Genomic DNA, 15,811 nt, shown 5'->3' with positions numbered 1-15,811 from the left:
CCGTCGTTCCTTCCCCTCCCGCGATCCGCCAGTCCATCCATCGCATGGGCCGTGCGTGGGCGCGCGGCCGAAGGAACGCTCTCGCATGAAGAAGACCCTGCTCGCCGCCGCACTGTGCGGCTGCCCGTTGGCCGCGCTGGCGGCCGGCCCCGGGAACCCGGCCTCGCTCTCGCCGGTGATCGTCACTGCCACCCGCACCGCGATCACCGTGGACGACGCGCTGTCGTCGGTCAGCGTGATCACCCGGGAGGACATCGACCGCCTGCAGCCGGTCTCGCTGGTGGACCTGCTGGAGGGACTGCCGGGCGTCACCTTCGCCCAGTCCGGCGGGCTCGGGCAGCAGAGCTCGCTGTTCCTGCGCGGCACCAACTCCTCGCACACCCTGCTGCTGATCGACGGCGTGCGCGTGGGCACGGTGAGCGCCGGCATCCCGGCCTTCGAACAGCTGCCGGTGGACCAGATCGAACGGATCGAGGTGGTGCGCGGGCCGCGTTCCAGCCTGTATGGCGCGGACGCGATCGGCGGCGTGATCCAGATCTTCACGCGGCGGGGAGAGCAAGGCGGCGGCCTGGCCCCATCGCTGCGCGTGGGCGTGGGCAGCCGTGGCTACACCGACGGCCAGCTGGGCCTGGCCGGCGGCGACCGACATGCCTGGTACAACCTCAGCCTGGGCCGGCAGATCACCGACGGCATCAACGCCTGCCGTGTCGGCGCCGCCGAGGCCTTTGCCGGCTGCTTCGCCGACGAGCCGGATGCGGACGCCTTCCGCAACACCCACGCCCTGGCCGATGCCGGTTATCGCTGGGACAACGGCACCGAGCTGGCGGCCACCTGGCTGGACAGCAAGAGCTACGTGGAATTCGACGGCGCCCCCTACGGCAACCAGGCACGCAACCGCCAGCAGGTCGCCGGCGCGCGGCTGAGCTTCGACGCGCTGGGTGCCTGGAAGGTGACGCTCGCCGCCGGCCGCAGCCAGGACGATTCGCACGTCTACAACGACGGCGCGTTCGTGCGCTACGGCGACTCGCGCCGCGACCAGGCCTCCTGGCAGAACGACCTCGCGCTGGCCGAGAACCAACTGCTCACGCTGGGCATGGATTGGCAGCAGGAGCACCTGTCCAGCGACACCGGCTACCTGGCCGACAGCCGCGACGATACCGGCGCCTTCGCCCAGTACCAGGGCAACTTCGGTCGCCACGAGGTGCAGCTTTCTTTGCGGCACGACGACAACCAGCAGTTCGGCGGGCACACCACCGGCGCCGCGGCCTTCGGCTATGCCTTCGACCACGGGCTGAAGCTCTCGGCCAGCTGGGGCAGCGCCTTCCACGCGCCGACCTTCAACGATCTCTATTACCCCTACGGCGGCGGCAACCCGGACTTGCAGCCGGAGACCTCGCGCAGCGCCGAGCTGGGGCTGGCCCAGCAGCAGGGGTCGTGGCACTGGGCGCTCAACGCCTACCGCACGACCATCGACCAGCTGATCGCGCTGGACGCCAACTACTTCCCGCGCAACATCAGCCGCGCGCGCATCCGCGGGCTGGAGGGACAGTTCGGCACCACGCTGGCCGGCTGGCGGCTGGAGGGCTACCTCACGCTGCAGCGACCGGAGAACCGCGATGGCGGCGTCAATGACGGCCATCTGCTGCCGCGGCGTCCCGAGCGCACCGCACGGGTCGAACTGGACCGCCGCTTCGGCCGGCTCGGCCTGGGGGGGAGTTTCCTCGCCGCCGGCGCGCGCTACGACGACCTGGCCAACGCCCACCGCCTGGGCGGCTACGCCACCACCGACCTGCGTGCCAGCTATGCGTTCGCGCCGGGCTGGCAGGTGGAGGCGCGGCTGGCCAACGCCTTCGACCGGCATTACGAGACCGTGTACTACTTCAACCAGCCCGGTCGCAGCTGGTACCTGACGCTGCGCTACGCGCCGGGCAGCTGAACGCGCCCGGGTTGCGGCAGGAGCGAGCTTGCTCGCGATGCCATGGCTCTGCCGGGAACGGGGCCAGGAGCATCGCGAGCGAGCTCGCTCCTACACACACACGTGCGTAAGTGCGCCCCCTGCCTTTCGGCACGGCCCGGACTTCAGGCACATCCGCGAAGGCGCCGGCGGCGGCATAAAGCCCGCATGACTTCCTTCGCCTGGCCCTCCACCCGCGGCGCGGCCGCGCGCTACGCTGGGCGCTCCCGCGCGGCGTTGGTGGCCGCGCCCCCCTTCCGTGGTACGGACGCCCCGTGAACATCTTCGCTCCCCTCATCCGCCGCCCGATCGGCACCTCGCTGCTGGCCCTGGGCCTCACCCTGGCCGGCTTCTGGGCCTACCTGCTGCTGGGCGTGGCGGCACTGCCCTCGCTGGACTTTCCGGGTGTCTACGTGGTCGCCAGCCAGCCGGGCGCCAGCGCGCAGACCATGGCCAGCACCATCCTGGCACCGCTGGAGCGCCACCTCGGCCGCATTCCCGGCGTGGACGAGATGTACGGCAACGCCGCCGAGGGCCAGGCCTCGGTGATGGTGCGCTTCACTTTCGACCGCACCGCCGACAGCGCCGCGCGCGACGTGCAGGCGGCGATCAACGCCGCCGCGCCGGACCTGCCCTCGGGCATGCCCAGTCCGCCGCAGTACTTCAAGTTCGACACGACGCAGATCCCGATCCTGTTCATCACGCTGACCTCCTCGGGGTTGCCGCAGGACCAGCTGTTCGACCTCACCGACACCCTGCTCAAGCCGGCGGTGGCGCAGATCCCCGGCGTGGCGCAGGTGCAGGTGTTCGGCGGCACGCCGCATGCCGTGCGCATCGAGCTGGACACCGACGCGCTGGCCGCCAAGGGCCTGACCGCCAACGACGTGGCCAACGCGCTGCGCGCGGCCAACGTCACGTCGCCGCAGGGCACGCTGAGCGACGGCCGCACGCAGATGGCGGTGAGCGCCAGCGATGGCCTGCGCACGCCGGACGAGTTCGCCCACCTGCTGATCGCAATGAAGGACGGCGTGCCGGTGCGCCTGTCGGACGTGGCCCGGGTCTACGGCGGCCAGCAGGACAAGTACCAGGCGGCGTGGTTCGGCGATGCGCGGGGCAATGCCCGCGCGGTGGGCATGCAGATCACCAAGCGGCCGGAAGCCAATGCCGTGGCGACGGTGGAGGCGATCCGCGCCAAGCTGCCGCAGCTGCGCGCGGTGCTGCCGGCCAACGTCAGCATGAACGCGGTGTTCGACCTCACCCAGACCACCAAGTCGGCGCTGCACGAGGTGGAGGTGGCGCTGCTGATCTCGATCGTGATGGTGGTTCTGGTGATGCTGGTGTTCCTGCGCCGGCTGCGCCCCACGCTGATCGCGACGCTGAGCGTGCCGCTGTCGCTGGCCGGCGCGTTCGTGGCGATGTGGGCGCTGGGCTACACGCTGAACACCCTGTCGCTGGTCGCGCTGGTGCTGTGCATCGGTTTCGTGGTGGACGACGCCATCGTGGTGATCGAGAACATCGTGCGCCACATGGAGCACGGCATGCCCCCGCTGCAGGCGGCGATGACCGGCGTGCGCGAGATCGGCTTCACGGTGGTGTCGATTACGCTGTCGCTGGTGGCGGTGTTCGCGCCGCTGCTGTTCGGCAACAACATGCTGATCATGCTGCTGCGCGAGTTTTCGGTGACGCTGACCGCCGCGGTGGTGATCTCGGCGCTGGTCTCGCTGACCCTGACCCCGGCGCTGTGCGGCCGCCTGCTGGTGGCCGAGCCGGCCCACCCCCGGCCGCCCGGCCGTATCGAGCGCGCAGTGGAACGCTTCGACCGCGCGCTGCTGCACCGCTACGAGCGCGCACTGGACTGGTCCATGCACCACCGCCGCCTGATGCGCTGGCAGCCGCTGATCCTGCTGTTGCTCACCGTGGCGCTCGGCATCGCGGTGGGCAAGACCGCCGGCGGCACCTTCATGCCCGACGAGGACACCGGCCAGCTGCAGGGCCAGGTGACCGCCGACGCCAACATCTCGCCGGCGCTGCTCACCGAGCGCGTGCAGCAGGTAACCGACATCATCCGCGCCGACCCGGCCGTGCAGGACATGCTGACCATGCTGGGCGGCAACGGCGGTGACGGTGGCGCGGTCGGCAATTCGGCGCAGATGTTCATGGACCTCAAGCCCCGCGGCGACGGCCCCGGCGAGCGCGCGGTCGGTGCCAAGGCCGTGGTGGAACGGCTCTCCAAGCGGTTGGACAAGCTGCCGGGCGTGCGGGTGGAGCTCAGCGTGGCGCAGTTCCTCGGCGGCGGCGGCAGCGGCGACCGCGGTGGCCAGTACGAATTCCAGCTGGTCAGCGACAACGGCGGCGACCTGCAGCCGTGGACGCTGAAGATGGTGCGCGAGCTGCGCGCCAGGAAGGAGTTCCGCGACGTCGGCAGCGATTTCGACCAGGCCGGCAAGCAGCAGCTGCTCAAGGTCGATCGCGAGGCCGCCGGCCGCCTGCACGTGGGCCTGGGCGACATCGATTCGGCGCTGTACAACTCGTTCGGCCAGAACCCGGTATCGGTGATCTACTCGGACATCAACCAGTACCGCGTCGTGCTCACCTCGGCCGGCGCCGAGACGATCAGCCCCGAATCGCTGCTCAACGTGCACGTGCGCAACCGCGAAGGGCGGATGATCCCGCTGTCGGCGCTGGCGCGCATCCAGCCGAACATCGCGCCGATGCGCGTCCGCCATCACAACCAGCTCGAGGCCGCCACGGTCACCTACAACCTCGCCGAGGGCGTCGACCAGCAGCGCGGCGTCAAGCTGGTGGAGCAGGCGGCGTTCGCGGCGCACCTGCCGGACGGCATCCGCGTCGATTTCACCGGAGCCAACCAGCGCCTGCAGCAGGCCAAGTCCAACGGCATGATCCTGCTGCTGGCCTCGATCGTGGCGATGTACATCGTGCTCGGCATCCTCTACGAGAGCCTGGGCCATCCGCTGACCATCCTCTCCACCCTGCCGGCGGCCGGCATGGGTGCGTTCCTCGCCATGCTGGTGACGCAGACGCAGCTTTCGCTGATGGCGATCATCGCGATCCTGATGCTGATCGGCATCGTCAAGAAGAACGCGATTCTGATGGTGGACTTCGCGCTCACCGCACAGCGCGAGCGCAACCTGCCGCCGCCGGAGGCGATCCGCGAGGCCGCGCTGGTGCGCTTCCGCCCGATCACCATGACCACGCTGGTGGCGATGGGAGCGGCGCTGCCGCTGGCGATCGGCTTCGGCATCGGCTCGGAGATGCGCCAGCCGCTCGGCATCGCGATCGTCGGCGGCCTGCTGGTTTCGCAGCTGCTGACCCTGCTCAGCACGCCGGCGATCTATCTGTGGAACCACGATCGGCTGGGCCGCCACGCGCGTGGCCTGATGCCGGGCCGGTTGCAGTGGTCCTGCGGCATCGCGGTCGCGTTGGGCAGCATTGTTTCGGTGGCGGGGCTGGTATTCCTGATCGCGCCGCAACTGGGCGCGAAAATGCAGATGAACCGGGCGATCGCGGCCGTGCTTCTGCTGGTCGGCCTCGGGTTTGCCTGGACCGCCATCGCCACCTTGCGCAAGCGTCCGCGCGCGCGCTTCATTTTCCTCGGCGTGGTGGCGGTGCTGTTTGGCCTGCCCGTGCTGGCCCAGTTGGTCATGCTGCTGGGTTCCGGGCAGGGAAAGCTGATCGGCCTGCTGGTTCCGGGCGCCTATCTCGCGTTCGCCGGCTGGGCCGTACTCAGTCGTCGGACACGTGAGTACTTCGAGCGCCTGCATGGGAAAGCCCACCACGATGACGGCCGCCTGATGCCTTACGCCTGACGCGCGGGCCGCACACCTCGGACGGGTTGAGGGTCAGGCACGCTCGCCTCGGGCGTCAGCCGCCGGCTTGGTCCCAGGCGATGGCGGCGCGGGGGCCGTCGTAGGCGGAACAGCTGGGGCGGACGCGCGGGTGCATCCGCGTTTCTCCGGGTTGAACGTGGGAGGCGGCGGTGGATGGTGGCCTGTCCAGGGCTGCGCCTACTGGCCGCCGCCGCGCAAAAAGAACGGCTGACAGGCTCCTTTTTTGCCATGCACGCGACACAGCGTTCGCCAGCATGAACCATGCGCTTCACCCGGCCGCGACGAGACAAATTAAACTATCCGGTACACAAACTCCCCCACCGGAAAGGACCCCCCATGCTCCACGCTTCTTCGCGTCTGCGCGGCGCGCTGACGCTGCTCCTGACCACCGCCGCCCTGCCCGCGGCCGCCGCCCACCTGGAACTCCAGGGTGGGCGTAGCTACATGGACAACCACGGCGCCAACGCGGCGTTCGTCGAGGCGACGTTCGCGCCGCACGCGATCGGCGCCAGCGGCAAGCTGGACTGGTCGCCAGACGTGTCGGTCGGCTGGATCGACAGCCGCGACGTCCGCCGCTACCGCAACGCCGAGTTCGACACCAGCCAATCGGTCGCGCTGCTCGCGGCCGGCGCGCGTTTCCACTATGGCGCGCCCGACGCCTGGTACCGCCCGCTGTTCTTCAGCTTCCAGGTTGCCGCCACCAACCACACCACCCAGGCGCTGTCGAGCCACTACCAGTTCGTCAGCACGCTGGGCTGGCAGGCCGAGCACCTGAGCTTCCAGCTGCGCCACGTGTCCAACGGCGGCCTCAACGGGCCCAACCGCGGCGAGACCATGGCCCTGGTCGGCGTCGGCTTCGACCTCTGAAACCGAAGAGGCGCCCCGCGGGGCGCCTCTTCGGTCTAGTGCCCGCCGGCGGCGGGGCCGGCCTTGGCGATGAACGGCGGCCGGGTCAGCCAGATCACCAGCACCAGGCTGACGAAGATCCAGCCCAGCACGTGGAACACCTCGTTGAAGGAGATCTGGTAGCCCTGCTGGGTCGCCATCTGGTTGACCAGCGCGGCGGCGGTCTGCGGGTCGCCCATCGACGCCATCGTGGCGCGGGTGGTCGGGTCGTAGGCGGTGACGTGCTCGACCAGCTGCGCGTGGTGGCTCACCGCGCGGCGCTCCCAGAACAGCGTGGTGATCGACGCCGAAAAGCTGCCGCCCAGGGTGCGCAGGAAGGTGGCCAGGCCCGAGCCGGCGGCGATCTCGTTCTGCTGCAGGTCGGACAGCAGGATGGTCAGGATCGGCATGAAGAACAGCGCCACGCCCAGGCCCTGGATCAGCTGCACCAGCGCCACGTGATAGAAGTCGATGCCGATGTAGAAGTCCGAGCGCATGAAGCAGGTGACGCCGAGCACGATGAAGGCCAGGGAAGCCACCGCGCGCAGGTCGAACTTGGGTGCGAACTTGCCGACGAAGAAGGTCAGCAGCACCGGCAGCACGCCGATCGGCGCGGTGGCGAAGCCGGCCCAGGTCGAGGTGTAGCCGAGGTTGCGCTGCAGCCACAACGGCATCAGCAGGCTCATCGCGAAGAACGCGGCATAGGCCAGAACCAGCGCGATCGTGCCGTAGGTGAAGTTGCGGTGGCGGAACAGCCGCAGGTCGACGATCGGATCCTTGTCGGTGAGTTCCCAGATCAGGAAGATCGCCAGCGCGATCGCCGAAACGATGCTGGTGACGATGATGAAGGTGGAGTTGAACCAGTCCTCGTCGTTGCCCTTGTCCAGCACCACCTGCAGGGCGCCCACGCCGATGATCAGCGTGATCAGGCCGACGTAGTCGATGCGTGGGCGTTCGGTCCGGTCCACCCGGCCGCGCATCTGGTTGGCCACCACCATGCTGGCGAAGATGCCGATCGGCACGTTGATGAAGAAGATCCAGGGCCACGAATAGTTGTCGGTGATCCAGCCGCCCAGGATCGGGCCGGCGATCGGCGCCACGACGGTGACCATCGCCAGCAGCGCCAGCGCCATGCCGCGCTTGGCCGGCGGATAGATCGAGATCAGCAGGCTCTGCGTGATCGGGTACATCGGACCGGCCACCGCACCCTGGATGGCGCGGAACAGGATCAGCATGCCCATGCTCTGCGACACGCCGCACAGGAACGAGGTCAGCGCGAACAGCAGGGTGGACCAGATGAACAGCTTCACCTCGCCGAAGCGGCGGGTGAGGAAGCCGGTCAGCGGGAGCGCGATCGCCATGCTCACCGCGAAGGAGGTGATCACCCAGGTGCTCTGGTTCACGCTCACGCCGAGGTTGCCCGCGATGGTCGGCAGCGACACGTTGGCGATCGTGGTGTCCAGCACCTGCATGAAGGTCGCCAGCGACAGGCCGATCGTGGTCAGCACCATGCTGGGCGGGCGGTATTGGGTGGTCATGGGGTTCTTCGCGCGGCGATGTGGTGGGAGCGGGCTGGCTCGCTCCCACGGGGTGATTTACCTGGTGCCGGCCATGTTCGCGTGGATGATCTGCGCGATCAGGTCGTCCGCCTGGTGCAGCTGCTGCTGGTAGACGTCGGTACTGAACGCCGGCTTGGTCGGCGGCTCGGGAGCCAGCATCGGTCCCTGCTGGTCGTGCAGGTCGACGGTCACGTCGGTGGACAGGCCGATCCGCAGCGGGTGCGCGTCCAGCTGCCGCGGGTCGGTGAACACCACGCGCACCGGCACGCGCTGCACGATCTTGATCCAGTTGCCGGTGGCGTTCTGCGCCGGCAGCAGCGAGAACGCGCTGCCGGTCCCCACGCCCAGGCTCTGCACCTTGCCCCTGTAGGTCACGTCGCCGCCGTAGACGTCGGCGTGGATCTCGACCGGCTGGCCGATCCGCATGTGGGTGAGCTGGGTTTCCTTGAAGTTCGCATCCAGCCACACGCCGTGCAGCGGTACCACCGCCATCAACGGCGTGCCCGGCGCCACGCGCTGGCCCAGCTGCACGGAGCGCTTGGCCACGTAGCCGTCGACCGGCGCCACGATGGTGGTGCGCAGGTCGTCGAGGTAGGCGGCACGCAGCTTGGCCGCAGCCGTCTGGACGTCCGGGTGCGAGGCGACCACGGTGTCGTCGACCAGCACCTTGCTGGTCTGGTACTGCTGCTGGGCCGCGGTCAGCGCGCTCTCGGCGGCGGTCAGCTCGTCGCGGGCATGCGCGAGTTCCTCGGCCGAGATCGCGCCGGACCTGGCCAGGTCGCGGCGACGGTTGTAGTCGGCGCGGGCCTTGTCCACGGCCACCTTGCGCGCGGCGACGTCGGCTTGTGCGCCGCTGACGGTGCTGTACAGGCCGCGCACCTTGCGCACGGTGCTGGCGAGATTGGCCTTGGCTTCGGCCAGGGCCACCTCGGCGTTGCTCGGGTCGAGCTTGACCAGCACCTGGCCGGCCTCGACGCGGTCGCCGTCGTCGGCGCCGATCGACACCACGGTGCCGGGCAGCTGCGGGGTGATCTGCACGATGTTGCCGGACACGTAGGCGTCGTCGGTGCCTTCGTACCAGCGGCCGTCGAAGTAGTACCACAGGCCCCAGCCGATCAGGGCGAGCAGCACCACCACGCCGAGCGCGCGCAGCAGGAAACCGCGCTTGTTTTTCGCGGCCGGCGCGGGAGTGGCGCCGTTCGGTTGGGAAGCAGGCTGGCTGGACATGGATGCGCCTTCAGGAATGTGCGGGGGTGGACGGGGAGGAGGCGGCCTGCGGGCCGGTCGCGGCCTCGGGGCGATAGCCGCCGCTGGATGCCTGGTTTTCCGGGCGGTAGCCACCGCCCAGGGCCTGGATCAGCTGCACGGAGAGGTCGACCTGCTGCGCCTTGAGCGCCGCCATGCGCTGTTCGGCGACCAGCAGCTGCTGGCGTACGCTGAGCGCCTCCAGGTAGCTGCCGACGCCGGCGCGGTAGCGCTGCTCGGCCAGTCGCCAGGCATCGTGGGCGGCATCCAGCGCGCGCTGCTGCGCCGCGACCTGCTCGGCCAGCGACTGCTGCGCGGCATAGTCGTCGGCCACCTCGTTGAGGGCGCCGACCAGCGTCTGGTTGTACTGCGCCACCGCCAGGTCGTACTGCGCGTCCTTGCCGGCGAGATTGGCGCGCAGCCGGCCGCCGTCGAAGATGGGCAGGCTCAGCGAGGGGCCGACCTGGTAGAACAGCGAGGACGCGCGCAGCAGCGGGTTGCCGCCCATGGCGAGCAGGCCGGCCATGGCGCCGAGCTTCACGTTGGGCAGGAACTCGGTCCTGGCCGCGGCGATGTCGCGCCCGGCGGCCTCCACGCGCCAGCGCGCGGCGACCAGGTCGGCGCGGTGGCCGAGCAGTTCCACCGGCAGGTCGGCCGGGACCGCCAGCGCCTGCGGCGCGAGCGGTTGCGGGCGGGCGATGTCCAGCCCGCGGTCGGGCCCCTTGCCGAGCAGCACCGACAACGCCGTGCGTGCCGCGTCGATGGCGCGCCGCGCGACCGCGAGCTGCTGTTCGGCGCTGGCCACCTCGGCGTCGCCCTGCTTGAGCTGCAGCTGGCTGTCCAGCCCGGCGCGCACCCGCTGCGCGGTGAGCTCGCGCGCCTTGCGGGCGCGCTCGAGTTCGGCCTGGGCCAGGTCGTGCTGGGTCCAGGCGTAGCCCAGCTGCACATAGGCGCGGGCCACGTTGGTCGAGAGCTCGATGCGCGCCGCACGCGCCTCGACCTCGGCGGCGCGGGCCTGGCCCAGCACCGCCTCCCAGGCGGCACGCTTGCCGCCCCACGGGTCCGGGCCCCAGTCGAAGCTGAGGTAGCCGAACTTGGCGACGGAGAAATGTGCCTTGTCGCCGAGCAGTCCGGACGGCGGCTTGGCGCCGGCCACGCTGGCACCCAGGCCGAGCTGCGGGCGGCGCGCGGCGTCGGCCACGCCCGCCGCGGCCTGTGCCGTGCGGGCGCGCGCATCGACGACGGCCAGCCCCGGGTTGCCCGCCAGCGCCTCGTCGATCAGCGCGTCGAGCTGCGGATCGTCCAGTCCGGTCCACCAGTTCTGCGCCGGCCAGGCCGCCGGCGTGAGCGCCTGCCCCGCCAGGCTGCGCTGGGCTTTCAACGCCGATGGCTCGAGCGGCGTGCCGTCCGGATGCAGGCCGCCGCTGCTCGCGCAACCGGCCAGGACGAGAGTCAGTGCGGTGGCCGCCGCAAGGAATTGCAGACGCATGATGTGGGCTTCCGGGTGGGGTCAGTCTTTGGCGCGCAGCGCGTCGAGCACGCGCGTCAGGTAGTCGTGCAGGCGGCGGCGCTCGGTCTCGCTCAGCGAGCGCTGGGCCGCTTCCAGCACGCGGTCGTTGCAGTCGGTGAGTTGCTGCCACAGGGCCGCGCCCTGCTCGGTCAGCTCGATGCGCAGCGCGCGGCGGTCCTGCTCGTGGGGGCAGCGGCGCAGGTAGCCCTTGCCCTCGAGCTGGTCGAGCTGGCGCGTCATCGCGCCGCCGTCGAGCTCGACCGCGCGGGCCAGTTCCGAGGCGGACATCGGGCCCAGGCGGGCCAGCCGCTTGAGTATCAGGAACTGGGTGAAGCGCAGCTCCACTCCCAGCGCGGCGAGCTCGGCCTCCATGGCGCGCACGATTTCCGAGCGCACCAGGCCGAGCAGCACGCCCAGGCTTTCCTGGGGTGTCGCGGGGGCGGGCGAACGAGTATCCATGCCGCGTATTCTATTGCCCAAATGATATTTGTCAAGGCAAATATTCGCAGGGACACCATTGCCCTGGCAAGGGTCACGCGGTGCGCGTCTGCCGTGCGGCCAGTTCGTCGCGCACCAGCGCCGCCAGCGCCGGGTCGCGGATGGCAAACAGGTCGAACACGCCCAGCGCCTGCAGCGTGGGCAGCAGCGCCAGCAGGCGCGGTTCGGCCTGGCAGCGCAGCGGCTCGGGGGTGGCCGGGTCCAGCATCAGCTGGGCATGCACGACGAAGTCGATGAGCGCGTCGGTGTCCGGCGCGACGGGCGGAGCAGTGAGCGACATGCCGATCTCCTGGGGCTTTACAGCCGAGGACGCGGTGCGCGGTGGGGACGTGACAGCGTCCGGTGCGGCCGGCGGATGGGGCGTCCGCGGCGACCCGCAGCGCGGGGCCGGCCTGCAAGGCTAGGGCGCCGCGGTTACCATGGGCAGGCAATCGGCACTGCTGGTACCCCCACTACCACCCCTGGCTTGCGGCCCTGGCATGAGCACACGGATGCAACGCTCCGAGCTGAAGGCGTTCCTGCGCGCGCGTCGCGCTGCGTTGGCGCCGGAGGCGGTCGGCCTGCCGCGCGGGCAACGACGGCTGACGCCCGGCCTGCGCCGCGAGGAGGTGGCGGTGCTGGCCGACGTCGGGCTCACCTGGTACACGTGGCTCGAGCAGGGGCGCCAGATCAACGTCTCGGCGGCTGCGCTGGCGCGCATCGCCCGCGCGCTGATGCTCTCGCCCAGCGACGAGGCCTACCTGTTCGCGCTGGCCGGACTGGCGCGACCGGAACCGGCGCCCGCGCGGATCGAGGTACCCGCACCGATCCGCGGCATGCTCGAGCGCTACCGTGGACCCGGCTTCGTGCTGGATCCGCTGTTCGACCTGCTCGCCTACAACCGCTACGCCGATTTCCTGTTCGACTTCGAGGCGGTGCGCGGGCCGTTCGCGCGCAACCACGTCTGGAACGCCTTCATGCATCCGCCCCGGCGGGTGCTGTACCAACCGAACTTCATGCGCAGCGCGGCCAACCTGGTGGCGATCTTCCGCATGAGCCACGCCGCCCATCCGGACGACCCGCGCTTCGACGCGCTGGTCGAGGCGCTGGTGCAGACCAGCGCCGAGTTCGCCGGACTGTGGGAGCAGCAGGAAACCGCGCCGCTGGCGGCGCTGGAGCTGCCCCTGTACGACGCCAGGCTGGGCCATTTCCGCGTGCATTCGACCCGCCTGCCGATCCGCGACGGCCAGGCGGACGGGGCCACGGTGTTCTTCTTCGTGCCGGTGGACGCCGCCTCCCAGGCCTGCTTCGAGCGCATGACCGAGCTGGTCGAGCGCAAAGCCGAGCCCGCCTGACCGCCGGCTGACACCGGCATCACGCCGGCGGATCGACCATCCGGACGGTTTTCCACACCGGAGGTGAACCATGGAACCGATGCTCAGCATGCGCACCGCGGCGGTGCTGCTGGCGCTCGCGGCCCTGGGTGGACTGGTGATGGCCGGCATCCGCTTCGCCGGCAAGCCGCATCCGCCGACCTGGCTGGCGATGGCGCACGGCTTCATCGCCGGCGCCGCCGTCACCCTGCTGGTCTACGACTACTTCACCGTCGGCCTGCCCGGCATGGCGCAGCTGGGGCTGCTGCTGTTCCTGCTGGCGGCCGCCGGCGGCATCGTGCTCAACCTGGGCTATCACTGGAACCACCTGCCGCTGCCCAAGTGGATGGTGCTGGTGCATGCGCTGGTGGCGGTGACCGGCTTCGTGCTGCTGCTGGTCGCAACCTGGGGCTGAGGCCCGCCGCCGGCGGCCGCCGGTACGCGCGGCCACCGCCGGAGTGCGCTTACCTGGCCGGCTTGACGTAGGTGTCGAACAGCTCGTCGATGCGCCGGTATTCGTCGTACCAGGAGTCGGCGTGGACGAAGCCGTGCCGCTCCATCGGGTACAGCGACATCCAGAAGTTCTTCTTGTGCAGCTCGATGAAGCGCTGGTACAGGCGGATCGAGTCCTCGGCCAGCACGTTGTCGTCGATCAGGCCGTGCTCGATCAGCAGCGGGTCGGCCAGCTTGTCGGCGTAGTAGATCGGCGAACTCGTCTCGTAGGCCTGCGGGTCGAGCTGCGGCGCATTGAGGATGTTCGAGGTGTACTCGTGGTTGTACAGGCGCCAGTCGCTGACCGGACGCAGCGCCGCACCGGCCGCGAACTCGCCAGGGGCGCGCAGCAGCGCCATCTCGGTCATGAAGCCGCCGTAGCTGCCGCCGTAGATGCCCACGCGCTTCGGGTCGACGTGGTGGTTCCGGACCAGCCAGGCCTTGCCGTCGAGCAGGTCCTCCAGCTCCGGATGGCCCATCTGGCGGTAGATCGCCGTGCGCCAGTCGCGGCCGTAGCCCTCGGAGGCGCGGTAGTCCATGTCCAGTACCACGTAGCCCTTCTGCACCAGCAGGTTGTGGAACATCTGCTCGCGGAAGTAGTAGGTCCAGGACAGGTCCACGTTCTGGGTGTAGCCCGCGCCGTGCACGAAGAGCACCGCCGGCCGCAGCGTCGCACCCTCGTCCGCCGGGCCGTAGTACTTGGCGTAGATGGTGCCCGCGCCGTGCGAGGAGGGCACCTGCACGATCCTGGGCTGGATCCAGTCGTGCGCGGCGAAGGCGGGTTTCATGGTGTTCGTCAGTTCGCGCGGCGTACCGCCGGCGGCCGGCTGCACCGCCAGCTGCGACAGCATGTACGGCGAGGAATGCAGCACCCAGAGCCGCTCGCCGTCCGGCGACAGTGCGAACTCGTCCATGCCCTGGTACTGCGTCACGCGGGTCAGCTCGCCGCCGCTGCTGGGCACGCGGTAGACGTCGTAGCTGTAGGGCGCGGTCCGGTTGGCGCGCAGGTAGAACCAGCGGCCGTCCTCGGACAGCTGCGGATGGCTGACCTCGAACCGGCCGGCGGTCAGCGCCTTCGCCTTGCCGTCCAGCGGCTTGAGGTAAAGCTGCGAGAAGCCGCTCTCCTCGGACAGGTACCACAGCGTGCGGCCGTCCTTGAGCCAGCCCAAGTCGTTGAAGTTCCAGTTGATCCACGCTTCGTCGTGCAGGCGGTGCTGCGGCACCAGTGCGTGGCGGGCGAAGTCGACGCTGGCGATCCAGCGGTCCTTGTTGTCGATCGCGCGCAGCTGGATCGCCAGGTTCCTGCCGTCCTCGCTCCACACGATGCCGCCGCCACCGCCGTCCTCGGCGTCGGAGACGATGCGCACCGGGCGCAGCTTCGGCGCCTGCAGCGCCTTGGCCTGGTCGGCCTTGCCCGCCTTCTTCAGCGCCGCCACGGTCTGTGCGCGCAGCGTGGCGAGTGGATCGTCCTCGATCCCGGGCAGGCCGTCGATCGGCAGGTCGTAGCGCTTGTGCTCGCGCAGGTCGAGCAGCAGCAGCGACTGCGTCGCGGGCGGGTTGCGGCCGACGTAGACGCGCGTGTCCTCGCCCTCGGCGTAGCCCGAATCACTGACGTAGTGGGTGACCTTGGGGTGGCGGCCGGCGTCGTAGGACTTGGGCCGCGTCACCAGCAACAGCCAGCGTCCGTCGGGCGACAGCTCGGTGTCCACCGCGACGATCTTGTCGCCCAGCCAGAACGGTTCCGGCATGCGCCCCGGATCGGCGGCCGCCAGCGCTTTCGCGTCGGCGCGCGCGGCTTCCTTGTCGGCCTCGAGCCGACGCAGGGTGGAGAACAGCTCCAGCTGTTCGTCCTCCAGCGCGTCGGTGGGCTTGGCCTGCGGGTCGTCCTCGAACTTCAGCACGGCCACTGGTGCGCTTACGCCGCGGGCCAGGTCGTAGCTGTACCAGTCCTCGCCCGCGCGGAACTGCAGCGCGCGTCCATCGGCGGAGAACTGCGGCGCCGACTCCTCCACCGCCGTCTGCGTCACCTGCACGGTGCGCCCGTCCGCCAGCGTGCGCAGGAACACGTCGCCATGGCGCACGAAGGCGGCGTAGCGGTGGTGGCGGTCGTACACCGCCGGGCCGTCGGCCTGCGCCCGTGCAGCCGGATCGAGCTTCACGCTGCGCCCCTCCGCGGGGTCCACCCGGTACAGGTCGCGCACCTCGCTGCCGTCGCGCTTGAGCCGGTAGTAGATCGCACGGCCATCCACGCTCCAGTACGGCGACTCCACCGCGTGCCCGATCCAGTCGGGGTTGGCCATGATCGTTTCCAGGTCCAGCGGCGCGGCGGGCGCGGCCGCCAGGGCCGGCAGCGCGGTGAAGGCGGCCAGGCCGGCCAGGAGAAGTCGACGCATGAGGCGCTCCGCAGTGGCAAAGCTCCCGAGCATAGCCGAGCCGGCCTCGGCCGCAAGCGCCGGAAGTCCCGCGAG

11 protein-coding genes are annotated in these 15,811 nt (G+C 70.2%); 5 read left to right on the top strand and 6 right to left on the bottom strand.

The window, feature by feature from the left end:
• Positions 1-85: 85 nt before the first annotated feature.
• The 3 genes from btuB to WAT24_RS00800 all read left to right on the top strand — a co-directional run bounded on the left by btuB (position 86) and on the right by WAT24_RS00800 (position 6,669).
• Positions 86-1,936, top strand: coding sequence for a TonB-dependent vitamin B12 receptor (gene btuB / locus WAT24_RS00810; RefSeq protein ID WP_336805907.1), 1,851 nt, complete (start codon positions 86-88; stop codon positions 1,934-1,936).
• A gap of 293 nt (positions 1,937-2,229) precedes the next feature.
• Positions 2,230-5,781, top strand: coding sequence for an efflux RND transporter permease subunit (locus WAT24_RS00805; RefSeq protein ID WP_336805906.1), 3,552 nt, complete (start codon positions 2,230-2,232; stop codon positions 5,779-5,781).
• A 357-nt stretch (positions 5,782-6,138) separates the two neighbouring features.
• Positions 6,139-6,669, top strand: coding sequence for an acyloxyacyl hydrolase (locus WAT24_RS00800; RefSeq protein ID WP_336805905.1), 531 nt, complete (start codon positions 6,139-6,141; stop codon positions 6,667-6,669).
• A 35-nt stretch (positions 6,670-6,704) separates the two neighbouring features.
• Here WAT24_RS00800 and WAT24_RS00795 read toward each other — a convergent pair whose 3' ends face one another.
• From WAT24_RS00795 to WAT24_RS00775, 5 genes are all read right to left on the bottom strand, one after another.
• A complete protein-coding gene (locus WAT24_RS00795) occupies positions 6,705-8,225 on the bottom strand; it encodes a DHA2 family efflux MFS transporter permease subunit (protein ID WP_336805904.1) in 1,521 nt (506 codons plus the stop codon).
• Positions 8,226-8,282: 57 nt separating this feature from the next.
• The gene (locus tag WAT24_RS00790; protein WP_336805903.1) at positions 8,283-9,473 is read right to left on the bottom strand and encodes an HlyD family secretion protein; all 1,191 of its coding nucleotides are present in this window, start codon (positions 9,471-9,473) and stop codon (positions 8,283-8,285) included.
• Between the two features lie 10 nt (positions 9,474-9,483).
• The gene (locus WAT24_RS00785) at positions 9,484-10,980 is read right to left on the bottom strand and encodes an efflux transporter outer membrane subunit (protein ID WP_336805902.1); all 1,497 of its coding nucleotides are present in this window, start codon (positions 10,978-10,980) and stop codon (positions 9,484-9,486) included.
• A 21-nt stretch (positions 10,981-11,001) separates the two neighbouring features.
• Entirely contained in the window at positions 11,002-11,460 is a 459-nt protein-coding gene (locus WAT24_RS00780) for a MarR family winged helix-turn-helix transcriptional regulator (protein WP_336805901.1), read from the bottom strand.
• 73 nt (positions 11,461-11,533) lie between these two features.
• Positions 11,534-11,779, bottom strand: a complete 246-nt coding sequence (locus WAT24_RS00775) for a hypothetical protein (RefSeq protein WP_336805900.1) — start codon at positions 11,777-11,779, stop codon at positions 11,534-11,536.
• A gap of 211 nt (positions 11,780-11,990) precedes the next feature.
• On the opposite strand from WAT24_RS00775, the gene WAT24_RS00770 reads away from it, so the two are divergent.
• Both WAT24_RS00770 and WAT24_RS00765 read left to right on the top strand, forming a co-directional pair.
• Entirely contained in the window at positions 11,991-12,833 is an 843-nt protein-coding gene (locus tag WAT24_RS00770) for a helix-turn-helix transcriptional regulator (protein ID WP_336805899.1), read from the top strand.
• 70 nt (positions 12,834-12,903) lie between these two features.
• A complete protein-coding gene (locus tag WAT24_RS00765) occupies positions 12,904-13,266 on the top strand; it encodes a hypothetical protein (protein ID WP_336805898.1) in 363 nt (120 codons plus the stop codon).
• A 49-nt stretch (positions 13,267-13,315) separates the two neighbouring features.
• On the opposite strand, the gene WAT24_RS00760 is transcribed toward WAT24_RS00765, so the two are convergent.
• Positions 13,316-15,736 (bottom strand): S9 family peptidase, encoded by a 2,421-nt coding sequence (locus WAT24_RS00760; protein WP_336805897.1) that lies wholly within the window; start codon positions 15,734-15,736, stop codon positions 13,316-13,318.
• Positions 15,737-15,811 lie beyond the last annotated feature (75 nt).

The organism is Fulvimonas yonginensis, from assembly GCF_037137055.1.
Classification (GTDB): Bacteria; Pseudomonadota; Gammaproteobacteria; order Xanthomonadales; family Rhodanobacteraceae; genus Frateuria_A; species Frateuria_A yonginensis.
Note: the sequence above shows the minus strand (reverse complement) of the source record. Positions and strands in the feature narration are given on the sequence as shown.